The organism is Pedobacter sp. AC464 (assembly GCF_979253075.1).
This window is the reverse complement of sequence record NZ_CEEDBV010000001.1, coordinates 1839467-1866080: the sequence shown is the minus strand read 5'-3', so window position 1 is coordinate 1866080 and position 26614 is coordinate 1839467. Positions and strand designations below refer to the sequence as shown.

The following is a 26614-nucleotide window of genomic DNA, read 5'->3' as shown; positions in this document are numbered from 1 at the left end:
AATAATCTGTTATGCATACAATTGTAGGGGTAGATCAATACATCGCAAATTCTGCTGAGTTTGCAATTCCTATCTTGGAACATTTAAGGAATTTAGTGCACCGTGCGGATCCCAGAATTGAGGAAAAAATCAAATGGAGTATGCCTTTTTTCGATTTCAAGGGAACCGTTTGCCACATGGCCGCATTTAAAAATCATTGTGCATTTGGCTTTTGGAAAGCATCACTAATGAATGATGACTATAAAATATTTAAAGACCGTTCGGAAGCGATGGGTTGGCTGGGGCAAATAAAATCTTTTAAGGATTTACCAGAAGACGAGATTTTAATAGCATACATCCAGCAGGCGATACAGCTAAATGAAGATGGCATCAGTCTGCCACCAAAGCCTAAATCGGCGCCAAAGGAACTTGATGTACCCAAATATTTTATTGATGCCCTGCAGCGAGAGCCAAAGGCATTGGCAACCTTTCAAAATTTTAGCAACTCCAATAAAAAAGAATACGTGCAGTGGTTGCTGGAGGCTAAAACGGATACAACCAGACAGAAGCGGCTCGAAACTGCATTAGAGTGGATTGCAGACGGGAAAACAAGAATGTGGAAATACAAGAAGTAAGCTTATAAGATGCTTACAATTTTCATGAAACGATTTTTATAATGGCCATTAAACGCCGTAATGGTTACCCCGTGAGATTTGCCAGAGGAAGCGTGGATAAATTTAATTCCTGAATCATCAATCGAATAAACAATGCCAACATGGCCAATTCGTCTCACCTTCGAGTTACTTCCTGTAAAGATTAAAACATCACCCACTTTCGCGTTTTCGATGGTAGTTTCTTTACCTGCAGCGCTAAACTCTCTTGAAGAACGCGGAACTTTAAAGCCAAAATTGCTGAAAACGTAGCTCACAAAACCAGAGCAATCAAAACCAATTTTGGGGTTGCTGGTTGCATAACGATAGGGTATACCCAGCATGCTTTTAGCAAAATCGATAAGACTTGTAGAGTTTGTAGGTTTCGGTTCTTTAACTGGCTCTTCGGAAGTTTTAGGCAAACTTGCGGCAAGTTTTTTAACTAATTCCTGGTATTGAACAGGTAGTGTTGTTTGGGCTTTTACTGCTGTCGCAGACAAAATGAAAAACAAAATTGGTATTAATATTTTCTTCATATGTTGGGGCCAAAGATAGAAAAATTTTTTTAACCCATTTAAAGTGTTGAAAATCAGTTGAAACAAGATGGCCTCAGCTAAGCTAAGGCCATTTTTGTTGAAAAATTAAATGCCGGGGAACATTGTTTGTGCTCTTTCACCGATGAAAGGAATCGGTTTCTTCTCGCCGTTAATTGCGCCTATTAAACCAATTATCCAGATGATAAACAAAGCGATTCTAAACAGGTAAATTATATAGATTAATGCAGCTATTCCTGTTGCAACCATTAACGTTCCAATTAATAAGGCAAGTATCCAGCCCACCGCTATCGAAACAATTGCGAATAGAAGTGTTTGCCTCAATTGGTAGCTTCCCAATTCGGTTCTGTTATCCTTATGCATTGCAAAATAGGCTATCAACCAACCAATAATTGTAAAGTAGCTGATGATGCCAGCAGTTTTACCGCTGTCTGTTGTTGTGAAATTGTTGTTTGTTTCCATATGTTAGATTTAGTTTATTTAATTTAAATTAATAAAATATATGGGAAGTATGATAAAATACTCGAAATAACAATCAGACAATTTTTTTGCTTGCTATTCGGTTGCTCCGTTATGGCGTTGTAACAGCTACTGGCAGAATTTTTCCGTTAAAAAATTTATGGGCAGTCCTGGCGAAGTCAGCAACATATTTGCCCATTTCGAAAGCCATTACCGGACTTTGATAACCCGGAAAAGCGGCTTCCAGCATTTCAGTTTGAGCAGAGCCTAGCGCAAGGCAATTTATTTTAATACCCGTTTCAGCTAATTCGAAAGCCAAACATTCTGTTAAGGCATGTAACGCAGCTTTACTTGCAGAATACGCTGCTAAGCCTGGGAATTTTACGCTACCTTGAAATCCGCCCATACTGCCAATGTTAACAATGTGGCTTCCAGGTTGCAGGAGTGCGAGCGTATTTTGTATCATCTTAAAATGGGCAACAACGTTGCTTTGCAACATTGCACCTAAATCAATTTCCGTAGTTTCAACGAATGGCTTATTTATCAACGCTCCGGCGTTGTTTATCAGAATATCAACGGTGCCTAATCTTTCTTTTAAAAAAGGAATAAGGGCGGCATAATCGTCATTTACAATGTCGAACTCTACTGGTAAAAGGTTACAATCCGGATTAATTCCCTTCGCGATTTCTAAGAGCTTCCGCAACTTTTCTGCACTTCTGGCAATGGCAACAATTTTATTTTCTTTTTGTAAACTAAATTCTAATGCGGTTTCAAATCCTATCCCGCTACTTGCGCCGGTAATTATAATGTTCATTATGTTTATGTTTTTGCAATCTTAACTATTCGGTAATTAACTGGCTAACGGGATTTTTAATCACATGCAAACCATCATTTATCAACTTAGTGTGCTCCGCTTCTTTCCCCGCTTTTATTTCAAGGTAAACCGTAATTTCTTTTTCGAGCTGATGATAAATTTTTTTGTGGTAAACGAGTTCCAGAATTTCCAGAGCACAAAGCCAATCGTTTCGATGAATAGCTTTTAATTGCCCAAATATGTGTTCAAGCTGCTCCATACCTTCACCTTTTTCCCGGATTGCCCTAACTTGTTTGTATAAATTGTGCAGTTTAATCGTCTTTTCATCATAAGTTACCCGATTTGTTTTCTGGCCACTTATTAATGTTATTTCTTCGTATGCATCTTTATCTGCTGCGCCATTAAATACTGAAACTATTTTTTCACCTACAGCCATGTCATAGTTGCCCCATTCCGGTTTAAATAGAATATTACCATTGTTTTCGGTAACAGAGCAATCGGTAAAGGTTATTAAAATTATCTTCGAATGTTCTTGCAGAATGCCTGCAATGAGGCCCTCAACAATAATCCCGTTTTCAAAGGTTAGTTTTGTTTTGCCGCCGGCATCTTTTCCTGTAGCCAAAAGTTCGGCTTCGGTATAGTCCTCGAGCAGTTTTTTTGCATCTTTTAACTTTCCTACAGGTGAAGAGAAGCCATCTGCATGGTAGTGCTTATCGTGCCCTAAAAGTTGTTTGCCAGCGAATGACAAAGCCGTTGGTCCAGTAGTTTTAATAAATGTAACCTCATCATTTGCACTTATGCCAATGTCGGTAAAAACCCCGCTTACCTGCAAGCCTGAACTGTAAACGGCTGTAGCAACGTTTTTGCAGGCAATTGCTTTCATAATGCTCTCTGTTCCTCCCTTTCTAAAAGCCATGGTGTCGGCAAACTGCTCCAACACATCAATAAGATTTTGGAAAGTTGCTGTAACAAACAGTTGAGGTTGGGTTTTGGTAATGTCGTACGGATAATTTATGGTTTCCATATTATACCAAAGTTTTTTAACGTCGGCTTGCATACAGGAAGCGCTTTCGCCGATAGACGAAAGTAAACCAGCGCCATAAATTTTTGGGTTTTCCAAAGTTCCAATCAGGCCGTATTCAACAGTCCACCAGTGCAAACGGCCCAGCAAGGCCATCTCCGACGGTTCGCCCATGTTTTCGCTAATGTAGCGTAACTCTTTTTCCGCCTTTGCAATTGCCCTTTCATCAGTAGCCACGGCTTCTTTTAAAATGGAAAGTTTTCTTATTGCCTCATAAAGCTCAAAATCTTTTTCCGAAAACATAGCTTTGGCACCGATAGAACCAAAATAGCTTAGATAATTATTGTAATCCGTATCGGCAATAATAGGGGCATGGCCGGCACTTTCGTGGATAATATCCGGAGCCGGTGTGTATTCTATATGGTTTATCTGGCGAATATCTGCGGCAATAACCAAAACCCGGTAAGCCTGGTATTCCATAAATGCAGCGGGCGGAATAAAACCATCTACTGTTACAGCGCCCCAGCCAATCTTGCCGAGGTTATCATTCATGGTTTGCAAATCCGGAATGTATTCTATACTTAATCCTGCTCGTTGTAAGCCTTTTATGTATGGGTAATAAGCAACATTTTTAAGATAGCTGTAATTTTGGCGCATCACATATCGCCAAACAGCCTGGTCTATAGGTGTGTATTTCTCATAGTTTTGCGCAACAATGAATTGCTTTAAATGCTTAGGTAATTTGGCTACCTGGGCATTGTTAAAATCATTAAAATCGCTCATTAAGTATTATACTAAGTTAGTTGGTGCCTAAGTTAACTGCTTGCGGCAACCTAAGCAAGAAAGCCGTTGCTTAAATTAACAGCAACAGGTAAATAAAGTTTCGCCGGCCTAAAAATCAGGTTTTTTGGCAAAGCTAAGGCAGCATTTCAACTAATTGTTTCGTCGGGCTGTTCGCTAAATCTTTTTCGGACTTGTGCTGCTTTAGCGAACGAAGTAGCTGAAAAAGGATATCGCTGCCATCCCGTTTAGCTACGCAGTTTTTACACGCAACAGCGGTTTTTGGCAACTGCTATAAAAAACGATAGTAGTTGCTAAACCCTTGCCACTTAAACCCGACCAAAGTGTAAAGCCCGCAAAGCGAGGTACGAGCTGCGGACTTGAAACGGGGGCGGGACTGTATTACCCAAAACGATGCAGGCAGTGCTTTTCTAAAAAAAATTAAAGCTTGGGACCTGATTTTTTGCTTCCGATTTTTTTTACACTGAATGTAAAATAATGTTGATATAGGTAGCTAAAAAGGGCCATTAAAACCGAAACTGCAATTCTCGATAGCATGGCTAAGGTTGGATAATCTCTTAAAAGCTCGAGCAAAAATTTAAGGAGAACATAGTTGGCCAGTATATTTATAAACTGAAGGTTCAAAAAACGGAAAAACTGTACGCGGCCTTTTAATTCGCTATGGGTAAATATTACATATTTGTTTAGCAAAAAACTTGTGGGTATGGCAATGCTGTAATCAACCAATAGCGATGCTGTTTCCCGCTGCAGTACAATAATGCCGAAGTTTACCTCTTGACTTTTGAAGATAAAAAAGTAAGCAAAATAGTAACTTAAAATACCAAGAAGTAAGGTTCCACCTCCGGTGGCCAGGTACCTGAAATTATGTTGAGAAATAAAGCCTTTAAAAGGTGGATGAAAGAAATCTATTAATGCTAAAATTGCTTTGCGCATGCTTAATCAAATGTAATCAAAAAGAAGTGGGAAGCTTCTGCTTAAATAGTTATGGGGCAAAGGTAATTTTTTTAGCAAACTTCTTTCGAAATTGTAACTAAAAAAGTCTGCAAGGTTTGTGTGGTGTTTTTTCTGCTACCAGTTGGGCGATTTTATTCTGTTTTAATCAAAAGCAGATTTAATATACCTGAATGTTATCCGCAAAATTTACTTTTTCACGTATTTTATGGGTTGCTGGTGTAAAAGGTAGGTTGCGCCACAAAATCTATTACCGCACACCAGCTATAAGATGGATGCGGTTGAATGCTTATGCCGATTGTGTTTAATTTGTATTTCTGATCGAGTATATTGAAACGGTGACCTAGCGAAGGAACACCACAATCTAAAAGCAAGTGACAAACAATATCCAGGCTGTTCGAGTAGCCAAAGCCTATGTTTTCACTCATTGGTTTATTAGGAAAATATTTTGCCAGCCTTTTGTTAAACTTGTCTCCGTTGCTGCTTTCATGGCTATCTAAATTATTTTTGTTTAAGTCTGTGGCGTGGCTTCTGCTTAATTCAGTAAGTCTTTCGTCAGGGTAGAACATTGGTAGGTTTTTTACCCGTACCTGTTTAAGTAACGAAAGGTAATAACTGTTGTTTTTGGCAATTTTGAGCTCGTTGTAGTTTCTATACCTTCTAACTTTCTCGTTGTAGTTATTTATGTAATCCTGCAGAAATGTGTAATAGAACTTCTCTCCGTCAATACGTATCAGGTTCATGTACAGCACGATATTCTTTTCCTCGTTGCTTAGGTAATCGGAAAATGCAGCTGTGTTTGCTCTTTTAAATTCGGCATCTGTCCAGGTTTGCGCAGAGGCCTTGCCGCCAAGAATAATTAACAGCGTCACAAAATAAAAGGTTCTACTCATGCCTGGCTTTTGATGGATAACGTTTGTAAAACAGATTTATTTCTTTGTTTTCGAAATTTAACATTGTTGCCTCGGTAAGCAATTAGTTACAGCTTTTTGCAGATGGCAAAATGTTAAAATTTGTAATTTTAACCAATCATGAAGAAAATATTTTTGTTGTGTTGCCCTTTATTTCTTTCAGTTTCGCTGAAAGCCCAGATTGATACGGCGGCTTTTAGGCAGATATCGATTGAGGTAAAAAAAGAATTTGCGCCAGATAAGCGCTCGGTTTACTTCAATGTTCAAACCAAAGGCGACACAATTTTTGTGGAAAGCAGTTCGGAAAGTGCTTTAACAGCAATAGATAAACGGGTGCCAGGGATTAAAGGCTTTACCAAAGTAAATGCATTGCTGCCGTCACAAAGTTTAGGCGGTATGACTTACGGTTTGGCGAATTTATCGGTTTGTAATAACCGCTCTGCGCCTCAAAATTCTGCTGAAATGCTTACGCAAATGATTTTAGGAACACCAGTTCGGGTTTTAAAAAAACAAGGTGGCTATTATTTGGTTGAAACGCCAGATGGTTATCTTTCTTACACCGATGCAACTGCGGTAAGCCTAATGAATGCCGACGCTTTTGAATCCTGGAAAAACTCAAAACGAATAATTTATACTTTTGATTTCGGCCATGCGTTTAGCAAAGCCGATGTAAATTCGACCCGGGTTTCTGACCTGGTTAAAGGAAATATTTTACAGGTACTAGCCGAAGAAAGAGGTTATTATAAAGTTGGTTTTCCGGATAAGCGAATTGGTTATATTAAAAAGACCGAAGCGAAGCTATTCTCTGAATGGGAGAAAAGAGCCAACCCAAGTGCTGATGCGATTTTGGAGACGGCCAAGACGTTAATTGGCGTGCCTTATTTGTGGGGAGGTACATCAATAAAAGGGGTAGATTGCAGTGGTTTTACCAAAACGAGTTATTTCCTGAATGGGGTTATCATTCCCAGAGATGCGTCTCAGCAAGCTTTAGTAGGGACAGGAATTGATGTTCTGGACGCTGATTCAATCAGCGTTGAAAAATGTCTGAAAAATTTGCAACCTGGCGATTTGTTGTTTTTCTCAGCAGCGAAAAGACGTGGGATTACCGGTGGAAGGGTTACGCATACCGCAATATATATGGGCAAAGGAGAATTTATCCAGTCTGCAGGCATGGTTAAGGTGAGTAGCCTGGTTCCAGAAACTGCAAATTATGACGAACATCAGAGCAAAACACTGGTAAGTGCAAGGCGGTTTTTAACCGAGATTGGGAAGCCCGAAATTACCAGAGTTGCCGAACATGAGTGGTATGGGAAGTAGCTGAAAGGAAAATAGTTTGTCGGTAAACCTTCATTTACCGACAAACTCGATTTATTAAATTACAAGAACATTCCGCCAGATGCCTCGATGCGTTGTGCATTAATCCATTTAGCTTCTTCGGTGCATAAAAATGCAACAACAGGACCTATATCATCTGGTAAACCTACTCTGCCAAGCGCTGTTTGAGAAGCAATTCCTTTATTCATCTCTTCGTTATCGCGAACAACGCCACCGCCAAAATCAGTCTCTATTGCGCCTGGAGCAACAATATTTACGTTAATTCCTCTTGCACCTAATTCTTTAGCCTGGTACTTTGTAAGCGTTTCCATTGCGCCTTTCATTGATGCATAGGCGGCGTAGCCAGGCAAAGCGAAACGAGCGAGGCCTGTTGAAACGTTAACGATACCACCGCCATCATTTAACAATGCAAGCGCTTTTTGAGTTAGAAAGAATACGCCTTTAAACTGGATATTTACCAGGCTGTCGAACTGTTCTTCGGTCGTTTCTGCAAATGGCGCATGGATTCCAATACCAGCATTATTAACCAGGTAATCGATTTTTTCTGACTGGAAAGTTGTCTGGAGTAAAGACTTCACTTCTGCAAAAAACGCATCGAAGGTTTTTACATCTCCAACATTTAGTTGCAGTGCTGCCGCATTTACACCGATAGTTTTTAGCTCTTCAACCGTTTCCTCTGCATCCTCTTTTTTCGACTGATAAGTAAGAATTACATCCAGCCCTTTTTTTGCTAAATGAATAGCAGCATTTTTGCCTAATCCACGGCTGCCGCCGGTTACGAGTACAACCTTATTTTTTGTTTCCATTTTCTTTTAATTTGATAAACAAAGTTAAATGGAAAGTGGTGGTAAAAATGGTGACAGCTTAAGTTAAAATGGTGAGTGTTTAAGTTTTATATGGTGAAGGTTTCCTTTTTTTCGGCTAGCGATAGAAAATAATGCTCACGATATTGTTTTGGGGTTTGGCCAGCGAAATGTTTAAAAAACTTGGTAAAATTTGATGGATCGTAAGTTAAAATTCTTGCAATTTCAGCAATTGGCATACTTACATTTTGTAGCATCGATTTCGATATTTCCATTAAACGTTCTTCAAAAAAGAAGCAGGGAGAATGCCCGGTTGCGGCTTTAATAGTATTGCTGAGGTGCGTTGGATGCACATGTATTAAATCTGCAAAATCCCTAACCTCAAACATTTCCGTTGCCCTGCCAGCCACAATATCATCTAAATGTTTATCGAGTTCCTTTAAATAGTCAGCGGCAATTTCATGTCGGCGGGCAAAAAATTTCTGAGGGATTTTCATTTATTGTTTTATTACTTGCTTAGCCAAATATAAACCGTAAGTGTGCAAAATAAGGCATTACTTTACTTTTTTACCTGTACCCAACCAAATCAAGCTGTTTAAAATCATCTTATTCTGAGTTTCATTATCAAAGGTAAAAGAAAGTGATTTGTTTGTATTATCGTATTTATGCTCGTAATCCATATCGTTGTGCCCCATATTTACGTACACCATTTTGTAGTTTTTATTGCTCCAAACAACAGGATAATAACCACTATGCCAAATTTCATGCGCTTTGGGGCCGGTTCCTAACGGAAAACTTGTTGAATCTATGGCAAGTAAAATGGTAATGTTTTTATTTTCTCTCAAATCGTTTTGCCAGCGGTACCATTCATTTGGTTGGGACTTGAAAGTATTGGGCAGGTTTTTAGTTACCGGATGATTTTTTTTCTCGACTTTCAGTGTGGCAGATGTTGGTCTCCAGGTATTGCTGCCGTAGCCACCAGAACCTAAAAACGTATTGTGGTACCAATCCCAATCCATATTGTAAGCAGATTTTTCCAGTGCGAAAGCGGAAAAATGAAAGCCCATCCAACCACCACCATTTTCCATGTATTTCTGGAAAGCCTCGCGTTGTTCTTTTTTTTCCGGCCTTGTATCCAGAAACAATACAACCTGGTACCTGGAAAGAAATTTCTCGTTTAAGTTAGCCCAGTTCGATGTAGAATCATAACTAAAATTATTTTGCCTGGCCATTTCAGGCAGTCGTTTATTGGCTTCATTTACAAAACTGACATGCGCCAGGTCGTTCTTGCCTGTATAAAATGCAATTACACTAAACTTTGGTGTTTTAGTTTGCGCAGCTATAGAAAGCGTGAGAAATGATAAAATCAGTAGTGGCAAAAATTTTCCAGTCATTTGTTAAGTTTTTATAATTAAAATTAACAAAAGCAACCTTACAGCTTTTTAATTCAGGCAACAATCTACGCTTTTGTGTTCTCAAAGCGTTTTCAATCGATTGATATTATTAACTGAAAGCCAGAGTGCTAACTACATTTACGCCGAACCTTTTTTACGCAAAATACGCCTAACCTTTTCTAAGTGGCAAATCGAAAGTTCCTTCCGTAACGGTTACAACTGTTTTTATGGTGCTATCTTCATTTGGCGCTTTAAATTCAAAGGTTCCCTTTAGCCTGCCATTGGTTTCGCTCGTAATTTTTACTGTTCCGTTTTCTGATGAGAATGAACCAGATGGTGTTTGATCTTTCATATAAGCGCCAATGCCGTCAACTGGCAGTACATATGTTCCAACTCCTTTGTATCCAAGAATCCCCAGTACAATTCGTTTTTCGCCATTTACAGCTAAAATAGACAGGCTGTTTCCAATTATGGGAACATTTACAGAAATTGCTTCTCCGGTGAAGCCTATTGCAACACCATCAACTTTTACATTTAAATTGTTTGTGCTGCTATTGGTTTCAGGTAGTTTTACTGGTACTAAACTAATTTTAAATTGTCCCTCCGTAATGGTTTTGGTTTCCGTGCCTGCTAAATTTTGTCCCTTAAACTCAAAAGTTCCGGTTATCATTTTCTGTTCGGCATAACTTGTAATGGTAATTGTACCTATTGTGGTAGCCATATAAGAGTCGGTTTGCGGCAGGCCGGCCAGGAGATAAACTGCGGCATTTCCATCGGCTATTTTATAGGTGCCAACGCCTTTAAAATCATTTATGACTAAGCTGAACCCGCTTTGGCCTTTATTTCCAATAATCTGAAGTGTTGTATTGGCGCCAAGATTATAGGTTTGCGCTGATGCAATTGGACAATTCAGTAATACGCCATCTATTTTGCCACTCATTGATGATGTATCCCATTCTGGGTGGTAATCGATGGATTTTTTACAAGATGTACTGAATAAAATGCATGTTAATGCCAGCAGACAAAATTTATGGAATACCTTCACGAGCGTAATTTTTTATGGTTTAATTTACTTGCTAAGATAAAATAATTTAAATAAGCTTCAATTAGATTTTTTGGCCAAGCCTTAATTTTTTAAGTAAATCCTTTTTCAGCGAGGGTTCGATGAATGCAGGGTCTAATCGTCAGATAAAAAAACCGCAGGCTTTTAAAAACCTGCGGTTAAAATATAATTTAAACCTACCGAGTTAAGTTCAGTTTGTGTTTTTAGGCCAGTAGCGTTTTCCAGCTTACTGCTTTTCCAACGATGCCAGCTAAATCGGCAATTGCAACCCGTTCCTGGTCCATGCTGTCGCGATGGCGAATTGTAACGGTGTTGTCCTCTAAACTTTGGTGGTCTACAGTGATGCAAAATGGCGTACCAACAGCATCCTGGCGGCGGTAACGTTTTCCAATAGCATCTTTCTCCTCATAAATGCAGTTAAAATCAAATTTTAGCTCATCCATTATCTGGCGGGCCTTTTCTGGTAAGCCATCTTTTTTGGTTAGCGGAAAAACGGCTACTTTATATGGTGCCAAAGCAGGATGGAGGCGTAGCAACGTTCTGCTATCCTGTTTGTCTTCCGTACTTAGATCTTGTTCTTCAAAGGCATTAATCATGGTTAATAAAAACATCCGATCCAAACCAATAGAAGTTTCAATCACATAAGGAACGTAATTACCGTAAGGTTTTCCATCTTCGTTAAGGTCGTTATCGAAATACTGCATTTTTTTGCCAGAAAATTCCTGGTGCTGCGTTAAATCGAAATCGGTTCTGCTGTGTATACCTTCAACTTCTTTAAATCCAAAAGGAAATTCAAATTCTATATCGGTTGCCGCGTTTGCATAATGCGCCAGTTTTACATGGTCGTGGTAACGGTATTTTTCTGGCGCAGTTCCCAATGCTTTATGCCATTTTAAACGAGCCTCTTTCCAGTATTCGAACCACTTTTTATCTTCGCCGGGCCGAACGAAAAATTGCATTTCCATTTGCTCGAACTCACGCATACGCATAATAAACTGGCGGGCAATCACTTCATTTCTAAAGGCTTTTCCAATTTGTGCAATGCCGAAAGGAATTTTCATTCTTCCAGATTTTTGAACATTTAAGAAGTTTACAAAAATACCTTGTGCAGTCTCCGGACGAAGATAAACCTCATCACTTCCCTCGGCCATTGCACCAAATTGCGTGCTAAACATCAGGTTAAACTGGCGAACATCGGTCCAGTTTGAAGTTTTAGAAATTGGGCAGATTACTTTGTAATCAACAATTAAATCTTTTAGTTGCGCTAAATTTTCTGATTTCAATGCTAAATTCATTTCAACCTCAAGCGCTAAGCCTTTTTTAACAAATCTCCAGCTGGGCTCATCAATAAAAGGGTATTCAGAATTCTCTAAAATGCCGGTCCCATCTTTAAAACTTGGAATCCAGCTTGCCTGCCCTTCGTCACTTAAACCAAGTATTTCTTGTTGAAAATTCTCAAATTTTACTTTGTTTTCTGGTGAGAAATTTGCCAGTTCAGCATATAATTCATCAATTTTATTCTCTAACAACTGGTCGGCACGGTAACGTTTTTTCGAGTCTTTGTTGTCAATCATCGGGTCGTTGAAACCATCAACATGTCCGCTGGCTTTCCAAACTTTCGGGTGCATGAAAATTGCGGAATCGATGCCCACAATATTTTCATGCATCTGTACCATGGCTTTCCACCAATAGGTTTTAATGTTGTTTTTCAACTCGGCACCCAATTGGCCATAGTCGTAAACGGCACTTAAGCCATCATATATTTCGCTGCTCTGAAATACGAAGCCGTATTCTTTAGCGTGTGATATTACATTTTTAAATTGTTCGTCGTTATTCTTTTGAGCCATAATGGTGGCAAAGATAATAAAAAGGCGGGGGCTTTAAAGGTTTAGGCTTTAAGGTTTTTAACCGGCAACCTTAAGGATTTGAAATATCCAACCTAATGCTTTACCGCACTTTAAACTATGCTTTTCAGAAATCTTTATGCTGAATGCAAATGTCTGTATGTCTACTCGGCCTCGCCTGGCAATCATAATATTGAACAGTTGACGCTTTCCGAATGCCTGTTTGTTGCAGTGGAGCAATCGAAGTAAAATCTATAAATTCAACTATACCTTGTTGCGGTAAACAAGAATTCTGTTTTGCAACTTACATCTTCCATTTTTTTCTATTTTTGAAACATGAAATTTTACCATTTGCTTTTTCTGTCGGTGATAATCTTTTTTGCATCATGCAAGCAGGAAGAAAAAGTTCATCACTATATTAAGTTTAATAAAACTGCAGAACTCTATAAGTTTTTAAAGTGGTCGCCAGAAAATCGTTTTCCTTTAATCAGCGCTCACCGAGGCGGGCCAATGGCTGGCTTTCCAGAAAATTGTATCGAAACCTTCGAAAACGCAACCACTTATAACCCGGTTATTATCGAATTTGATATTGCTTACAGTAAAGATTCGGTTATGGTCATCATGCATGATGATAAGTTGGATAGAACTTCGACCGGGAAAGGCAATATAGGCGATTACACCTACGAAGAACTAAGAGCATTTTACCTGAAAGACAATGATGGTAAGGAAACAAACTTTAAAATCCCGACTTTAGACAGCGTGTTGACCTGGAGCAAAGGAAAGGCTTTGCTTACCATCGATTTGAAAAAAGGTGTTTCATATGCCAGGGTAATTGAAAAAGTTCGTCAATATAAGGTAGAAAGCAATTCAATCATTATTACGTATACAGCAAACCAGGCTCAGGAAGTACATCAGCTGGCGCCCGATTTAATGATTTCAGCCTCTGTGCAGAAAAAGGCGGAGCTAAAACGGTTGAACAATTTAGGTATACCAAACGATAGAATTGTAGCATTTGTGGGTGTAAGCGCACCTGAAAAAAGCTTGTATGATTTTCTGCATGAAAAAGGAATAACTACAATCCTCGGAACAATGGGCAATATTGATAAAAGTGCAATTGCCAGCCCTGCAAGAAATATTTATTATCACCTGGTAAACAATGGAGCGGATATTTTGTCGGGTGATAACCTTCCACAGGCAGCCGAAGAGCTTGATAAGTTTCGGTATAATAAGAAGCTTACGTCATCATTCGTTAATTAACCACAGCTGGAATTTGTGCCTGATATTAGGCAAATCTTTTGGTTAAAAAATTTTATATGAGTATTTCAGTAAGAAATCTTTCTAAGCATTACGATAAGCAAAAGGCCGTAGATTCGATAAGTTTTGAGGCAAAACCAGGGCGTATATTGGGTTTTCTTGGTCCAAATGGCGCAGGGAAATCCACTACAATGCGTATGCTTACCGGATATTTGGAACCAACATCTGGAGATGCTGAAATTTCGGGTAAAAACATTTTAACGAGCGCAATCGAAGCCAAAAAACAGATGGGTTATTTGCCCGAAAATACACCGCTTTACACAGAAATGTACGTAAAGGAGTTTCTCCGCTTTATTGGCCAAACGTATCAATTAAAAAATTTGCCTGCAAGAGTTGATGAGGTAATAAAAATGGTCGGTTTAACGCCCGAGCAGCACAAAAAAATAGGAATGCTATCTAAGGGTTACCGGCAGCGGGTAGGCTTGGCGCAAGCGATTATCCACAACCCTGCGGTTTTGATTTTAGATGAGCCAACTTCAGGGTTAGATCCGAATCAGCTGGTGGATATAAGAGCACTTATTAAAGAACTTGGCAAAAACAAAACGGTCGTAATTTCTACCCACATCATGCAGGAAGTAGAGGCAATTTGCGATGACATCATCATCATAAACAAGGGCAAAATTGTGGCAAATGACACGCTTGCAAACATTAAACAAAATCATAGCCAACATTCTTTAGAAGAAATTTTTAGAACCTTAACTGCTTAAAATCGAGGTTGATGTAATCAATTTATTGATAAGTCTTTTTCTTTAAGAAGCGTTTTCCTAAACATCAGATTCGCTGACCAGTAAAGCATTTCCCATTTCGTAACCAGCGCTTTTTTACGAAGAAGAAATTGGCTTTTTTGCTTCAATATTTCATATCTTCGGCATTTAAAATTGTATGTACGCAGTATTTAAACGCGAATTGTTAAGTTTTTTAAGTTCGATGGTTGCCTATATTACCATCGGTATCTTTCTTGCTGTTTCCGGTCTTTTGCTCTGGTTTTTTCCTGATACTTCTGTTCTAGATTATGGTTATGCCGACCTTGGCGGTTTTTTTAGTCTTGTGCCCTATTTATTTATGTTTTTGATTCCGGCAATTACCATGCGTTCTTTTGCCGAAGAACAAAAGGAAGGTACATACGAACTGTTAGTCACCAAGCCAATTAGCCAATGGCAAATCATTTGGGCAAAGTATTTAGCCTGTGTTATTTTAGTTTTACTCGCCCTAATACCAACATTGATATATTATTATTCGATTTCAAAACTTGGTTTGCCGGAAGGGAATATTGATTCAGGTTCAGTAATTGGCTCTTATATTGGTTTGTTTCTATTAGGCTCGGCTTTTACCGCAATGGGTATTTTTGCCTCCTCATTAACTAAAAATCAAATTATCGCATTCGCAATTGCTGCAGCTTTATGTGCCTTTGCATTTTTAGGATTTGACTATACAAGTGAAATCTTTTCGATGCAGAGTTTCGAGACAACCATATCCTCGTTAGGTATTAATCAGCATTACCAATCGATAAGTCGCGGCGTTTTAGATACTCGCGATTTAATTTATTTTATCAGTTTTTCTGTTCTGTTTTTATTATTCACAAAACTGGCCACCGGGAGGAAATGATGATGAAAAAGAAATGGCTTAACCTTTTTGTTGTGTTACTTGCATTGGTTTTACTAAACGTTGGCGGTCATTATTTTTTCCACCGCTTCGATTTTACTTCTGATAAAAGATTTACCCTCAATGATAAAACAAAAAAGCTACTGCTCGATACGAAGAAGCCAATTATTGTAACTGTTTTTCTGGATGGAAAGTTGCCCGCCGCTTTTAAGCGCTTGCAGACTTCGGTAAAGGATTTATTGGCTGATTATAAAGCCTATTCCAAAGCCAATTTGAAAATTGTTTTTGTTGACCCCTTAACAGGCTTAAGCGCTGCAGACCAGGATACGGTAATTAACAATCTTTATCAACAAGGAATAGAAGCTACAAATTTGAGCGTAAAAACAGAAAGTGGCTTAACCCAAAAACTCGTTTTCCCGATGGCAATGATAGAAAGTGATGGAAAGCAGATGCCTGTTAAACTATTGCAAAACCTTGATGCCGGGGGCAGTTACGAAGATAATATAAACCGCTCTATCGAAAATCTTGAGTATATCTTTACCTCAAGCATTAAAAAGGTGCTTACCGGAAATAATCCGAGGATTGGTTTTACTGAATCTAATGGCGAACCATCTGATTTACAGCTATATGATGCAATGCACACGCTTGCGAATAGTTATGAGGTTGGTCGCGTGGATTTGAATACAATTGATAAGGCCGGATTAGATAAACTGAAAATGATGATTGTGGTAAAACCCCAAACGGAGTTTTCGGAAACGGAGAAATACAAGTTAAATTATTTTGTGATGAACGGCGGACGGGTGCTGTGGAGCATCGACCAGATTTCAGCAGAGCTCGACAGTTTGAGAGGTAAAGGCAGTCAGATGGTGTTCAATAAGGCTTTAAACCTTGATGATATGTTGTTTATTTACGGAGCCAGAATAAATTATAACATCATTGCGGATAAGAATGCTGCGGAGATTCCGGTTTCTACCGGCGTAGTTGGTGGCCAGCCTCAATTACAGCTTGTTCCCTGGGTTTACTACCCGATTTTGCTGCCCGATACGGATGCTAGCGTGGTTAAAAATTTAGATGGCATCAAAGCAGAATTCGCCAGTACGGTTGATACCATTGGCGCCAAAGGTATAAAGAAGACAAACATTTTAACCACTTCTAATTTTAATAAGGTATTTAATGTGCCTAAATTATTTTCGCTTCAAATGCTTGCAGAACAGCCGGATCCGGAAACATTTCGTAATCCGTTACAAAGTGCTGGTGTTTTATTAGAGGGAAATTTTTCTTCAGTTTTTTCCGGCCGACCGCTTCCGGCGGGTATTTCTACGCCGTATACCAATGCTGCGGTAGGCAAACCCGCCAAAATGGTTGTGATAGGAGATGGCGATATTTTTAAGAATCAGGTGGTGGCAAAAGACAATTCGCCCTTGCCTTTAGGTTTTGACCGCTATACACAGCGTACCTATGGTAACAAAGCTTTACTGCTAAACATTGCCGATTATTTTACTGATGATGATAACTTAATCGCTTTGCGTAATAAAGACGTTAAAATAAGGCTGTTAGACCGGGCAAAAGTTAAAATCGAGAAAACCAAGTGGCAGATTGTAAATATTGTTGCGCCCATGCTATTGTTAATATTCTTTGCAATTTTTCAACATTATTACCGCAAGTACAAGTACGCTAAATAATTTTTATATTTTTGAAGAAGACTAATTGATATCATGAGATTTATTGTATCCACATCAACTTTATTAAAACACCTGCAAACAGTTAATGGTGCATCTAGCAGCAGTACTGTTTTACCTATATTAGAAAATTTTCTGTTCGAAATCAAAGATGGTAATTTAACTATATCAGCCACTGATTTACAAACAAGTATGACAACGGCTTTGGCTGTAGAATCAAAAGAAGAAGGCAAAGTAGCTGTTCCATCAAAAATTCTGCTTGATACGCTAAAAACTTTACCAGATCAGCCGATTGCTTTCAATATTGATGATGCTACTTTCGCTATCGAAATTAGTGCTGGTGACGGTAAATATAAACTGAGCGGCGAAAATGGCGACGATTTCCCGAAAATTCCAGTTGTAGAAAATGCTTCATCGGTAAATCTTCCCGCATCAGTTTTAACTGAAGCAATAACAAAGACCATTTTTGCAGTTAGTAATGATGAATTACGGCCGGCTATGACTGGTGTTTTCTGCCAGTTATCTCCGCAACACATTACATTCGTAGCTACTGACGCCCATAAGTTGGTTCGTTACCGTCGTATGGATAGCAAGGCAGATAAAGCAACATCATTTATTTTGCCTAAAAAAGCATTAACACTTCTAAAAGCGGCACTGCCATCAAACGATATTAACGTCTCTGTTGACTATAACGCCACAAGTGCTTTCTTTAAATTTGAAAACATAAACTTAGTGTGTCGTTTAATAGACGAGCGTTATCCTGATTATGAGGCAGTTATTCCGCAAAATAATCCAAATAAGTTAGTTATCGACAGAAGCTTGTTTTTAAACACACTTCGCAGAGTGGTAATTTTTGCAAATAAAACGACCCATCAGGTTCGTTTAAAAATTAATGGAAGTGAATTGAATATTTCTTCTGAAGATTTGGATTTTGCCAACGAAGCTCACGAACGTTTAAGTTGCCAATATGATGGTGAAGACCTGGAAATAGGCTTTAACGCCCGGTTTTTAATCGAAATGCTCAGCAACCTTAGTGGCGATGAAGTAACGCTTGAACTTTCTACACCGAACAGGGCAGGGCTGCTTATTCCTCAAACAAATGATGATAATGAAGATGTATTAATGCTGGTAATGCCGGTAATGCTAAATAATAGTTATTAATCGACTAAAATTTTAGTTTATTCATAGGAAATGGCTTGGTTTTTGACCAAGCCATTTTTGTTAATACCAAATACAACTACCTATGAAAATCTTTACAAAACGTGTCTCACTACGCTTCTCAGGCGTGCTTGTTCTTTTTATCACATTCTTTGCATCCTGTAGCAAAAAAAATCCGGATGTTATCGTTAATGGGCAAGCTAAAATCAAAGTAGTAAACGCTGTGCAAACAGATGTTAAACAAGATGTTTTTGTTGATAAGCAAAAAATGACAACCAATTCTTTAGCCTTTGGCGAAACAAGTGAATACGTTAAAATTCCTTCGGGAAACAGGACTTTAAGTTATATTGATACCAATAACTTGAACACCGATGCAAGTTTAAACTTTACCCCATCAATAACCTATAGTACATTTTTAGTTGCAGATAGAAACGGAAACAGGGAAATACTTAACTATGAAGATAATTTAAGCAATGCAGACATCGCTACTGCGAAATTTAGAGTTATCAACTTAACGCCTTTTTTTAACACCGGGATAAATGTGAGTATACAGGCGGGTTCGCCATTTGTAAACGCTTTACTTTTCAAAGAAGCATCGAACTACTTTAACCTCGAGGCTGGTGCAGCAATCAGGTACAATGTAGTAGGCTCCGGAAGCATCAAAACAATTGCGGCAACCGAGCTAATACCTGGTAAAATTTATTCTATTTGGTTTAGCGGCTTAACCGCTTCTACTTTAGAGGCACATTTAATTGTAGATAATTAGAGTTTGTATTTTCATTAAATATTTAGAATACTAAGGCTATCTTTACAGTTCATTTTTACCGAATCGACATGAGCGACAAACCATCCCTGCTTTTTCAACTTCTTTTTTTGTGCGGAGCAATTTGTTTGATTACCGCTTGCGTGAAAAGCGATAATACCGATTTAGATACTAAAGTCCGCCTTATAAACGTAGTAGACGGCCCTTCGCAGGATTTTTATCTGAATAATGTATTGGTATCCAATTCTGTGGGCTACGGTACAAACAGCGCTTACGCAGTAACGGCAGCAGATAAGCTTTACACTATTCTGGCTAAAAATACCGGCACTCAAAATGTAAGTGATTCTATCAGCGAAAAACTGAGGGTGGGTAGAAATTATTCTGTTTATTATTATAAAACCTCTTCACAGGATTCGCTGCTAAAAATATATGAGGATGATTTAACACCTAACGGAGATAGCGCACGGGTTCTTTTTATCAATCTCGGCTACACGCTGCGCTCCAAGGTAAATATAAAAACGCCAGCAATGACAACCACTTTAGGCTTCGGTGAAAAAACGGGTTACATTTCGCTCAAAGCCGATTCAACCTCTAAAATGTCGTTCAATTTGGTAGATTCTGCTAATGTGGTTGATGTTATTGTTCCGACCATTTTTTCCAAAGGAAAAACATACACTATTCTAATAGACGGCGTGACTAAAGGTGTTGGCACAGGCAAACTTCGCGAACGCTTAATCACCAATAACTAATTAATTTTATTAATAACTCTGGAATACTCTTTTAATCAATTTGATATTCCTACTTTTGCCTAAAATCAGAAACTTTGGAATTATTACAACAACTCTGGGATTTTATTGCCCATATAGATGTTCACTTAGCAGAAATCATTCGCGATTACCAGACTTGGACCTACCTTATTTTATTCCTAATTATTTTTGCTGAAACCGGCTTCGTAGTTACACCATTTTTACCAGGAGATTCTTTACTTTTTGCAGCAGGTGCATTAATAGCAGGCGGAAACACAGGTTTAAATATATGGCTAATGCTGCTGATTTTAATTGTTGCAGCGATTGCCGGCAACACCTTAAATTATAAACTCGGTACCGTTTTGGGTTCCGGCGTTTTTAAGGAGGAAAATAAAATTTTAAAGCTTAAGTATTATCACCAGTCTCATGAGTTTTTCGAAAAGCATGGTGGTAAGGCAATAATGTTAAGCAGATTTCTTCCTATTTTCAGAACCATCGCACCATTTGTAGCTGGAATTGCAAAAATGCCGTTCGGCCGCTTTACTTATTACAACATTATTGGGGGTGTTACCTGGATTTTCGCATTGCTTGTAGGCGGCTATTTATTAGGACAAATTCCAATCATCAAAAATAACTTTGAGATTGTTATTTTAACAATTGCCGTTGTAACCTTTGTTCCCGCAATTTGGGCTGCCGTTAAAAGCAGAATGCAGCCTAAAAAAATAGAAGAGATTATTGAAGGGGAAGATTCAAAATAGCAAAAATTTTTTTAAAAGGTAGCATAGCGTTTTCGATTATATAAAATCGCTTATGTTGGTAGTAGAATAGAGATTTTATAATTCTCTTCCTATCGGAATTCCGTTACGGTATTTCTTTTCTACATTTTCCTGCATCTGCTTTTCCTCAGGTTCTAAATCTATTTTAACAAGGTCTTTTAACTCAGGCTGACCAGCATCTACCCAGGCCGAATACCAAAAGGAGCCAATCTCCAGAATCGCAGAACGCATTTGCTTTTCTACCATATGATTCATCTTATCGTGGTAAGCTTTTGAATATGCTGTAGAATATTGTTTTAATACCGTGTTGTTTCGCTCGCTAAAACTATATTTCTTGTCAGACGGAAACGATGCAGCTAACTGTGCCTCAAAAGTTAATACGCTATCAACCAAACTGTGTGTATGTTTCACAATTTTCCAGCTCTCCTCTAAAGGATTTTCTATGTATTGCGCTTTGCCCACGATGAAATTATAGTTTGTAGAAAATAGTTCGGGCAGCCTGCTTTCCCAAAATGCATGGATGCCAGCCTGATTTGTGAGTTGTCCGTTGTGATTATTTGTTGTATGCAAAGGCACATGCGCATCACCAATATAATGCCCTAAGTCAGCAGCGTACTTCAAAATCTTAATGGAATCTCTCGTTTTAAAAGCTTTTACTAAATTATAATAGGTTCGTTGAATTTGCCATGGAACAATACCATTGGCATTCAAATGCTTCAATCCATACTTTGCTAAAGCATCATTATATTTCTTTGGGATGCTGTCAATATCGCTTTCATAATTTTCGACGTCGAGGTAATGCCGGGGCGCCTCCAATGTGTCAGCATAACGCCGCTTATCTGGGTCTACAGCATGTTCTGTAATGTATTTGATGCCCTTTTTGTAAAAACCTATCATGCCCGAAGGCAAAGTAAAAATAGCCAGGTTATTTATCCTCTGGTGTGCAAAGAAACCCCACGATGTACAAAAAAATAAAGGGATGATTAACGCAATCAGTATCGTTAATCGTTTCATAATTGAAGATAGTCTTTAGGGCTTTTTGAACCTTGTACCTTTAGCTAACATTCCCCCTAAAATCGAAATTGGGGCGAAAATCACTATCGCCAGAATTTGAGTCCAGTGATTTCCCTCAGATTTGAAGAGCGAGAAACTTGCAAAGCCTGCAATGAGTAGAGCAAGTATATAATTTACATTAAGGGTGCTGCTTTTTGAAATTAGATTTGTGGCGTAACCTGCTATAATCGAAAAAAGTGCACCATAAATTGCGCTACAAATAATGAAAAAGTTCGTGGCATCAGCATGTGGCTTTTGCCCAGAAATTTTGAACAATAAGAGCGATGTTATCACAAAAATTGCATAACCAACTATAACCGCTAAAATTTTTCTAATCATAATTACTTAAACACCAAACTGATTTAAATGATGATCTAAATGTTTATAAAACATATTGTTCCATTCACCTTTAGTAAGTTTTCCGAACGAAAGCGATTCTTTTCCGTCGAAATGACTTTCGCCCAACTCTTGCGTTTGTTGTAGGTATAAAATTAAGCGATTTTTTTCTTTCTCAAATTCCTTTTCATCGGTAATTATAAAAGAAGGAGCAGTATGACTGTTCCGTTTATACGGTTTTTCACTAACCACGACATTTTTTACGAAAGCTTTCAGCATTAATTTCATTAAAGCGTTGGGCTTTGGATGCTTGTTTTCGTAAACCATTTCATAGCTGACACTGCAATGTGCCAGCATTTGCGAAACGTTCATTTTACCCCATTGCTGTGGCGTTGAAGGATTTAATTTGTTAATTCTTTCGATTACTTCGCTAGTTACTGCGGCTTGAAAAATGTTTTTCATGTTTGTATTTATTGTTTTTTATATTTTGATATCTTGAAAAAGCTTTGAAGTTTCGATGTTTTTGTTTGAGTTTGATTGCGAGCGTTCTTCGCGGTGCGCCAAGCGTATAACTTAAATTTATTCGCTTGAGCGGTGTGATCGCATCATTATCTATTGCATATTTCGCTCCCGATACATACATCAAATGTTAATATGAGGATACCAATCTTGCAGATTAGATTCCCTTCGATAAACTATTGGTGGGGAATTTTTCGTTTTTACTCCAATTTTAACAGGAAAGGGATTCTGTCGTTCAGCGATGCAGCCTGTTCCATGTTGCAGTCCTTCAACCGGCTGCTTTGAAGCGAAAATTTCTGCTTCGAAACCTTGTTGTCTCAGTTGTAAATTTGTCAGCTTAACTAAAAGCAGGTTTAGCTGTTCGGAGTTATCCATGCTATATTTGGTGTTGTGTAATTTACATTGTTAAATATAGGGCTGGAATATGCAAGGTTAAGGAAAATATTTTATTGATAATGATAATTCTTTACCTTTAAGCAAAAAAATATGGAATTATCCTGCCCGATATCTGCTGAAAGAGTTAACGAAAATGTTGTTAGGATTGTAGCCTTCATGGTTGCTATGATCGCGATCTGCTGTATTGCGTTTTCAAATTATTGGGCAATAAGCTTATTAGCTGTGGATTTTGCTGCGAGGGCCTTTGGAAACGGAAAATTTAGTTTACTGAAATTGATTGCCCTGAATATTTCGAAAGCTTTGAATTTAAAGCCAACGATGACGGATTTGGCACCTAAAAAATTTGCGGCAACCATGGGCTTTGTATTTTGCCTGCTGATTACCGCAACATTTCTTTTTAGCTTTGCTAATGCGACCTTAATTCTTATTTCCATAATGGTCATGTTTGCATTACTCGAAAGCCTATTTGGCGTCTGCGTAGGATGTTACGTTTATACTTTTCTACAAGTATTTAAACGTAAAAAAGCGTAACTATTTATGCAATGCTTTTCTAACAGCAGGCGCAATTTCGTTTCCAAAAATTTCTATCGATTTCATCATTGCTGCATGTGACGGCCCGCCAACATCCATGTGAGCGGAAAAACGAGTAAGGCCAAAGGTTTCTTCCATTGCCAAGATTTTATCAACCGATTCCTTCGCGTCACCAATAATTAGTGCGCCATTGCTGTTTCTGCCGGCCTCAAACTGGTTTCGCTGAAACGGTGCCCAACCACGGGTTTTGCCAATACGGTTCATTTGGGCAGAATATAATGGGAAATAATAGTCAGAAACCTCCTGACTGTTTTCGCCAAACAGCGAGTGCATGTGTACGCCAACTTCGAATTTATTCATATCGTGGCCGTAAGCCTGATAAACTTTTTTGTAATAATCGAAAAGTGGTTTGAATTGCACAGGCTGACCGCCGATGATGGCAAACATTACAGCCAAACCTAATCGTCCTGCTCTTTCAACAGATTCGGGTGTACCGCCAACAGCTACCCATATTTTTAAATTATCGTTAACTGCTCTTGGCAAAACCTCTTGATTAACCAATTCAGGCCGGAATTTCCCTTTCCAGGTTATCTTTGCTTCCTTATTGATTTTCAACAGCAATTCTAATTTCTCTTCATAAAGTTCATCGTAATCTTCAAGATTGTAACCAAATAATGGGAAAGATTCGATGAAACTTCCACGACCAGCCATCAATTCCGCTCTTCCGTTCGAAATCAAGTCGACAGTTGCGAAATTTTGATATAGTTTTATCGGGTCTGACGAACTTAGAACCGAAACAGCACTACTCAACTTGATGTTTTTAGTAACTGTTGCAGCAGCGGCTAAAATAATTTCAGGACTCGAAACGGCATAGTCAGGACGGTGGTGTTCGCCAATGCCGTAGAAATCTAATCCTACTTCATCCATCAATTTAATTTCTTCTATAATCTCCTGAAGTCTCTGTTGCGCAGACTGAATTTCTCCTTTTGCATTAATTTGCAAATCTCCGAACATGCCGATACCTAATTCCATATTGCTAAAATTTATGTTTCAAAGGTAACAGCTTAGCGGTAAAGAAATTTTGATGTATGATAAGAAAAAATCAAAGGGCATGCAAACCACCCGCAATGCAACAGTTGTAAATACAGTCCGTTTATTTTTTAGAAAGAATTAACTGATTTACCTATTCTATTTTTTTACCTTTCATTGCGGTAGATATCGCAGCATCCATAACACGTTCGGCAAATGGCCGGGTAAACTCGTTAAGTTCATCCGCCTTTTTCAGGATAATATCTTTTTCCTGGGTGGCAAGGGCAGTTTTCAATGCTTCGATATGAACTTTCGTTTCAGAAATTTCGTCCTTTGTTAGGTGTTCAGCATGCTTTTCTATAAATCTTTCTGCGGTATAAAGTAACTGTTCACCTTCACTCCGGGCCTCAATCAACATACGCTGCTGCACATCACTCTGTGCAAACTCAATACTATCTAAAAGCATTTTCTCAACGGTATCATCACTCAAACCGTAGCTTGGTGTTACTTCAATCTCCTGTTTTACTCCAGATCTAAGTTCAATAGCCTGAACCGTCAAAATGCCATCAGCATTTAGCAAAAAGTTAATATCTACTTTTGGCAAACCGGCCGGCATCGCTGGAATTCCTTTTAAATCAAACTCGGCAAGCTTACGGTTTTCCTGCACTAAATCACGTTCACCCTGATAAACCGAAATTTTCATATTTACCTGCCCATCAACAGAAGTGGTGTATTGGCGGCCAGCCTTGGTCGGAACTTTGCTGTTTCTTGCAATAATTACATCCATTAAACCACCCATGGTTTCAATACCCAATGAAAGTGGCGTAACATCAAGCAGCAGGATATCCGAACGGTTTCCGGCCAAAACATCGGCCTGAATGGCGGCACCAAGCGCAACAACCTCATCAGGATTAATATTATCTTGCGGCTTTTTGCCGAAGAAATTTTCTACAGCTTGCTTTACAAAAGGGGTACGGGTTGAGCCACCAACTAATATTACTTCGTCAATATTTTCTGAGCTCAAGTCAGCATCTTTCAAAGCGTTTTTACATGCCGAAATCGTCTCCTCAACTTTTGTTGAGATGAGTTGCTCGAACGTCTGTTTATCTAATGTACACCAAATATCACCAACCTTTTCATTGTATAAATTCTGGGTCGATAAAGCTTTCTTCGCAGCTTCTGCTTGCAAACGCAAGGTTTGCATTAGAATGTTATCGGTAGCAACCCTGGCGAAATCAAGATTGTTTTTTTCTATCCAATGGTTTAAAATGGCACGGTCAAAATCATCTCCACCTAAATAAGTGTTCCCATTTGTGGCCAAAACCTCGAAAATTCCATTCTGTATCTGCAGAATCGACACATCGAAGGTTCCGCCACCTAAATCGTAAACTGCAATGGTTTTTTGCTCAGTTGGATCTAAACCGATACCGTAAGCCAAACTGGCGGCGGTAGGTTCATTTACAATGCGCATCACATCAAGGCCTGCAAGTTTCCCGGCATCACGTGTTGCCTGGCGCTGGCTATCGTTGAAATAGGCAGGAACCGTAATCACCGCACGGTTAACTGGTGTTTTTAAAGCATGCTCGGCCCTGGCCTTAAGCTCTTTCAAAATTTCGGCTGATAATTCTATTGGGGTATAAAACCGGTCGCCAGCCTGGATTTTCACCAAAGCATCGCTATCATCATCGATAATTTTATAAGAGAAAATATCTTTATGTTCCGCAACATCTTTATACGAACGGCCAAGTAAGCGTTTTACGGAAAAAATTGTGTTTGCAGGGTCTGTGGTTAAATATTCTTTTGCCTCATTGCCTACAATTGCTTCGTTTTGGTTGTTGAAATAAACTATAGACGGCACTAAAAGTCCTTTACCGGCATCATTAATTACCTGCGGGTTTTTATCAGGATTGATAAAGGCAACCAAACTATTTGTTGTGCCTAAATCTATTCCTACTATAATTTCTTCCTTTTGAAACGAACCTGTAGCAAGGTTAATTGATATTTTTGCCATGTGGCGAATTTACGGAGATTGTTGCAATGTTTCAGGGCTGAAATGTTTTAATGTTGTAAATTAAAGCGGTAAGATTGCGGCTCAGGGAATTGATTGAACAATATGCTGAGGCCTGTAAGAAT

Annotated in this window: 28 protein-coding genes; 11 read left to right on the top strand and 17 right to left on the bottom strand. The window is 38.7% G+C overall.

Annotated elements, in window-relative coordinates; translation table 11 throughout:
* Window positions 1–11 precede the first annotated feature (11 nt).
* Window positions 12–614, top strand: coding sequence for a YdeI/OmpD-associated family protein (locus AC0IWT_RS08010; RefSeq protein ID WP_471796747.1), 603 nt, complete (start codon window positions 12–14; stop codon window positions 612–614).
* A gap of 2 nt (window positions 615–616) precedes the next feature.
* On the opposite strand, the gene AC0IWT_RS08005 is transcribed toward AC0IWT_RS08010, so the two are convergent.
* The 6 genes from AC0IWT_RS08005 to AC0IWT_RS07980 form a co-directional block, all read right to left on the bottom strand.
* The gene (locus AC0IWT_RS08005; protein ID WP_471796746.1) at window positions 617–1165 is read right to left on the bottom strand and encodes a C40 family peptidase; all 549 of its coding nucleotides are present in this window, start codon (window positions 1163–1165) and stop codon (window positions 617–619) included.
* Between the two features lie 105 nt (window positions 1166–1270).
* Window positions 1271–1645: a magnetosome magnetite crystal formation protein family gene (locus AC0IWT_RS08000; protein ID WP_056871252.1), complete on the bottom strand. Its 375-nt coding sequence runs from the start codon at window positions 1643–1645 to the stop codon at window positions 1271–1273.
* Between the two features lie 109 nt (window positions 1646–1754).
* Window positions 1755–2456, bottom strand: a complete 702-nt coding sequence (locus AC0IWT_RS07995) for an SDR family oxidoreductase (RefSeq protein WP_471796745.1) — start codon at window positions 2454–2456, stop codon at window positions 1755–1757.
* A gap of 25 nt (window positions 2457–2481) precedes the next feature.
* Window positions 2482–4260, bottom strand: coding sequence for an aromatic amino acid hydroxylase (locus AC0IWT_RS07990; RefSeq protein ID WP_471796744.1), 1779 nt, complete (start codon window positions 4258–4260; stop codon window positions 2482–2484).
* Window positions 4261–4698: 438 nt separating this feature from the next.
* Window positions 4699–5211, bottom strand: a complete 513-nt coding sequence (locus AC0IWT_RS07985) for a GtrA family protein (protein WP_056871249.1) — start codon at window positions 5209–5211, stop codon at window positions 4699–4701.
* A 224-nt stretch (window positions 5212–5435) separates the two neighbouring features.
* The gene (locus tag AC0IWT_RS07980) at window positions 5436–6122 is read right to left on the bottom strand and encodes a CAP domain-containing protein (protein WP_471796743.1); all 687 of its coding nucleotides are present in this window, start codon (window positions 6120–6122) and stop codon (window positions 5436–5438) included.
* A 138-nt stretch (window positions 6123–6260) separates the two neighbouring features.
* Here AC0IWT_RS07980 and AC0IWT_RS07975 point away from each other — a divergent pair, with 138 nt between their 5' ends.
* Window positions 6261–7457: a C40 family peptidase gene (locus AC0IWT_RS07975; RefSeq protein ID WP_471796742.1), complete on the top strand. Its 1197-nt coding sequence runs from the start codon at window positions 6261–6263 to the stop codon at window positions 7455–7457.
* Window positions 7458–7516: 59 nt separating this feature from the next.
* Here the strand turns inward: AC0IWT_RS07975 and AC0IWT_RS07970 are convergent, their stop codons facing one another.
* The 5 genes from AC0IWT_RS07970 to AC0IWT_RS07950 form a co-directional block, all read right to left on the bottom strand.
* Complete coding sequence (locus AC0IWT_RS07970) at window positions 7517–8281, bottom strand: SDR family NAD(P)-dependent oxidoreductase (protein WP_471796741.1); 765 nt, start codon at window positions 8279–8281, stop codon at window positions 7517–7519.
* Window positions 8282–8367: 86 nt separating this feature from the next.
* Entirely contained in the window at window positions 8368–8775 is a 408-nt protein-coding gene (locus AC0IWT_RS07965) for a helix-turn-helix transcriptional regulator (RefSeq protein WP_471796740.1), read from the bottom strand.
* A 57-nt stretch (window positions 8776–8832) separates the two neighbouring features.
* Entirely contained in the window at window positions 8833–9672 is an 840-nt protein-coding gene (locus tag AC0IWT_RS07960) for a ThuA domain-containing protein (RefSeq protein ID WP_471796739.1), read from the bottom strand.
* A gap of 169 nt (window positions 9673–9841) precedes the next feature.
* Window positions 9842–10717 (bottom strand): DUF6252 domain-containing protein, encoded by an 876-nt coding sequence (locus AC0IWT_RS07955; RefSeq protein ID WP_471796738.1) that lies wholly within the window; start codon window positions 10715–10717, stop codon window positions 9842–9844.
* A gap of 221 nt (window positions 10718–10938) precedes the next feature.
* Complete coding sequence (locus AC0IWT_RS07950; protein ID WP_471796737.1) at window positions 10939–12582, bottom strand: glycine--tRNA ligase; 1644 nt, start codon at window positions 12580–12582, stop codon at window positions 10939–10941.
* A gap of 333 nt (window positions 12583–12915) precedes the next feature.
* Between AC0IWT_RS07950 and AC0IWT_RS07945 the strand changes: the two genes are divergently transcribed.
* From AC0IWT_RS07945 to AC0IWT_RS07910, 8 genes are all read left to right on the top strand, one after another.
* Window positions 12916–13836: a glycerophosphodiester phosphodiesterase family protein gene (locus AC0IWT_RS07945; protein ID WP_471796736.1), complete on the top strand. Its 921-nt coding sequence runs from the start codon at window positions 12916–12918 to the stop codon at window positions 13834–13836.
* A 56-nt stretch (window positions 13837–13892) separates the two neighbouring features.
* Complete coding sequence (locus AC0IWT_RS07940; protein WP_471796735.1) at window positions 13893–14600, top strand: ATP-binding cassette domain-containing protein; 708 nt, start codon at window positions 13893–13895, stop codon at window positions 14598–14600.
* A gap of 175 nt (window positions 14601–14775) precedes the next feature.
* The gene (gene gldF / locus AC0IWT_RS07935) at window positions 14776–15498 is read left to right on the top strand and encodes a gliding motility-associated ABC transporter permease subunit GldF (RefSeq protein WP_471796734.1); all 723 of its coding nucleotides are present in this window, start codon (window positions 14776–14778) and stop codon (window positions 15496–15498) included.
* The gene (gene gldG, locus AC0IWT_RS07930) at window positions 15495–17177 is read left to right on the top strand and encodes a gliding motility-associated ABC transporter substrate-binding protein GldG (RefSeq protein WP_471796733.1); all 1683 of its coding nucleotides are present in this window, start codon (window positions 15495–15497) and stop codon (window positions 17175–17177) included. The genes gldF and gldG overlap by 4 nt, the downstream gene beginning before the upstream one ends.
* 33 nt (window positions 17178–17210) lie before the next feature.
* Window positions 17211–18335: a DNA polymerase III subunit beta gene (dnaN, locus tag AC0IWT_RS07925; protein ID WP_056871238.1), complete on the top strand. Its 1125-nt coding sequence runs from the start codon at window positions 17211–17213 to the stop codon at window positions 18333–18335.
* 82 nt (window positions 18336–18417) lie between these two features.
* On the top strand, window positions 18418–19098 hold the full coding sequence (locus tag AC0IWT_RS07920) for a DUF4397 domain-containing protein (protein WP_471796732.1): 681 nt from the start codon (window positions 18418–18420) through the stop codon (window positions 19096–19098).
* 68 nt (window positions 19099–19166) lie between these two features.
* Window positions 19167–19844: a DUF4397 domain-containing protein gene (locus AC0IWT_RS07915; RefSeq protein WP_471796731.1), complete on the top strand. Its 678-nt coding sequence runs from the start codon at window positions 19167–19169 to the stop codon at window positions 19842–19844.
* Window positions 19845–19918: 74 nt separating this feature from the next.
* Window positions 19919–20599, top strand: a complete 681-nt coding sequence (locus tag AC0IWT_RS07910) for a DedA family protein (RefSeq protein WP_056871235.1) — start codon at window positions 19919–19921, stop codon at window positions 20597–20599.
* A gap of 75 nt (window positions 20600–20674) precedes the next feature.
* On the opposite strand, the gene AC0IWT_RS07905 is transcribed toward AC0IWT_RS07910, so the two are convergent.
* From AC0IWT_RS07905 to AC0IWT_RS07890, 4 genes are all read right to left on the bottom strand, one after another.
* Window positions 20675–21631, bottom strand: a complete 957-nt coding sequence (locus AC0IWT_RS07905) for a zinc dependent phospholipase C family protein (RefSeq protein WP_471796730.1) — start codon at window positions 21629–21631, stop codon at window positions 20675–20677.
* 15 nt (window positions 21632–21646) lie between these two features.
* Entirely contained in the window at window positions 21647–22009 is a 363-nt protein-coding gene (locus AC0IWT_RS07900; RefSeq protein WP_471796729.1) for a hypothetical protein, read from the bottom strand.
* Window positions 22010–22015: 6 nt separating this feature from the next.
* Window positions 22016–22468: a DUF1569 domain-containing protein gene (locus AC0IWT_RS07895; RefSeq protein WP_056871233.1), complete on the bottom strand. Its 453-nt coding sequence runs from the start codon at window positions 22466–22468 to the stop codon at window positions 22016–22018.
* A 180-nt stretch (window positions 22469–22648) separates the two neighbouring features.
* Window positions 22649–22900, bottom strand: coding sequence for a hypothetical protein (locus AC0IWT_RS07890; protein WP_471796728.1), 252 nt, complete (start codon window positions 22898–22900; stop codon window positions 22649–22651).
* A 111-nt stretch (window positions 22901–23011) separates the two neighbouring features.
* On the opposite strand from AC0IWT_RS07890, the gene AC0IWT_RS07885 reads away from it, so the two are divergent.
* A complete protein-coding gene (locus tag AC0IWT_RS07885; RefSeq protein ID WP_471796727.1) occupies window positions 23012–23452 on the top strand; it encodes a DUF4395 domain-containing protein in 441 nt (146 codons plus the stop codon).
* On the opposite strand, the gene AC0IWT_RS07880 is transcribed toward AC0IWT_RS07885, so the two are convergent.
* Together AC0IWT_RS07880 and dnaK are read right to left on the bottom strand one after the other, a co-directional pair.
* Window positions 23453–24484 carry an Atu2307/SP_0267 family LLM class monooxygenase gene (locus AC0IWT_RS07880; protein ID WP_471796726.1) on the bottom strand — a complete coding sequence of 344 codons (1032 nt, stop codon included), beginning with the start codon at window positions 24482–24484 and terminating at the stop codon, window positions 23453–23455.
* Window positions 24485–24635: 151 nt separating this feature from the next.
* The gene (dnaK, locus tag AC0IWT_RS07875) at window positions 24636–26492 is read right to left on the bottom strand and encodes a molecular chaperone DnaK (protein ID WP_471796725.1); all 1857 of its coding nucleotides are present in this window, start codon (window positions 26490–26492) and stop codon (window positions 24636–24638) included.
* Window positions 26493–26614 lie beyond the last annotated feature (122 nt).

Coding starts and splice junctions, on each gene's coding strand:
- AC0IWT_RS07885 (WP_471796727.1), top strand. CDS start 23,012: ATGGAATTATCCTGCCCGATATCTGCTGAAAGAGTTAACGAAAATGTT.
- AC0IWT_RS07880 (WP_471796726.1), bottom strand. CDS start 24,484: ATGGAATTAGGTATCGGCATGTTCGGAGATTTGCAAATTAATGCAAAA.
- gldF (WP_471796734.1), top strand. CDS start 14,776: ATGTACGCAGTATTTAAACGCGAATTGTTAAGTTTTTTAAGTTCGATG.
- AC0IWT_RS07985 (WP_056871249.1), bottom strand. CDS start 5,211: ATGCGCAAAGCAATTTTAGCATTAATAGATTTCTTTCATCCACCTTTT.
- AC0IWT_RS07950 (WP_471796737.1), bottom strand. CDS start 12,582: ATGGCTCAAAAGAATAACGACGAACAATTTAAAAATGTAATATCACAC.
- AC0IWT_RS08010 (WP_471796747.1), top strand. CDS start 12: ATGCATACAATTGTAGGGGTAGATCAATACATCGCAAATTCTGCTGAG.
- AC0IWT_RS07980 (WP_471796743.1), bottom strand. CDS start 6,122: ATGAGTAGAACCTTTTATTTTGTGACGCTGTTAATTATTCTTGGCGGC.
- AC0IWT_RS07915 (WP_471796731.1), top strand. CDS start 19,167: ATGAGCGACAAACCATCCCTGCTTTTTCAACTTCTTTTTTTGTGCGGA.
- AC0IWT_RS07990 (WP_471796744.1), bottom strand. CDS start 4,260: ATGAGCGATTTTAATGATTTTAACAATGCCCAGGTAGCCAAATTACCT.
- AC0IWT_RS08000 (WP_056871252.1), bottom strand. CDS start 1,645: ATGGAAACAAACAACAATTTCACAACAACAGACAGCGGTAAAACTGCT.
- AC0IWT_RS07920 (WP_471796732.1), top strand. CDS start 18,418: ATGAAAATCTTTACAAAACGTGTCTCACTACGCTTCTCAGGCGTGCTT.
- gldG (WP_471796733.1), top strand. CDS start 15,495: ATGATGATGAAAAAGAAATGGCTTAACCTTTTTGTTGTGTTACTTGCA.
- dnaN (WP_056871238.1), top strand. CDS start 17,211: ATGAGATTTATTGTATCCACATCAACTTTATTAAAACACCTGCAAACA.
- AC0IWT_RS07995 (WP_471796745.1), bottom strand. CDS start 2,456: ATGAACATTATAATTACCGGCGCAAGTAGCGGGATAGGATTTGAAACC.
- AC0IWT_RS07895 (WP_056871233.1), bottom strand. CDS start 22,468: ATGAAAAACATTTTTCAAGCCGCAGTAACTAGCGAAGTAATCGAAAGA.
- AC0IWT_RS07960 (WP_471796739.1), bottom strand. CDS start 9,672: ATGACTGGAAAATTTTTGCCACTACTGATTTTATCATTTCTCACGCTT.
- AC0IWT_RS07890 (WP_471796728.1), bottom strand. CDS start 22,900: ATGGATAACTCCGAACAGCTAAACCTGCTTTTAGTTAAGCTGACAAAT.
- AC0IWT_RS07905 (WP_471796730.1), bottom strand. CDS start 21,631: ATGAAACGATTAACGATACTGATTGCGTTAATCATCCCTTTATTTTTT.
- dnaK (WP_471796725.1), bottom strand. CDS start 26,492: ATGGCAAAAATATCAATTAACCTTGCTACAGGTTCGTTTCAAAAGGAA.
- AC0IWT_RS07975 (WP_471796742.1), top strand. CDS start 6,261: ATGAAGAAAATATTTTTGTTGTGTTGCCCTTTATTTCTTTCAGTTTCG.
- AC0IWT_RS07940 (WP_471796735.1), top strand. CDS start 13,893: ATGAGTATTTCAGTAAGAAATCTTTCTAAGCATTACGATAAGCAAAAG.
- AC0IWT_RS07970 (WP_471796741.1), bottom strand. CDS start 8,281: ATGGAAACAAAAAATAAGGTTGTACTCGTAACCGGCGGCAGCCGTGGA.
- AC0IWT_RS07965 (WP_471796740.1), bottom strand. CDS start 8,775: ATGAAAATCCCTCAGAAATTTTTTGCCCGCCGACATGAAATTGCCGCT.
- AC0IWT_RS07945 (WP_471796736.1), top strand. CDS start 12,916: ATGAAATTTTACCATTTGCTTTTTCTGTCGGTGATAATCTTTTTTGCA.
- AC0IWT_RS08005 (WP_471796746.1), bottom strand. CDS start 1,165: ATGAAGAAAATATTAATACCAATTTTGTTTTTCATTTTGTCTGCGACA.
- AC0IWT_RS07900 (WP_471796729.1), bottom strand. CDS start 22,009: ATGATTAGAAAAATTTTAGCGGTTATAGTTGGTTATGCAATTTTTGTG.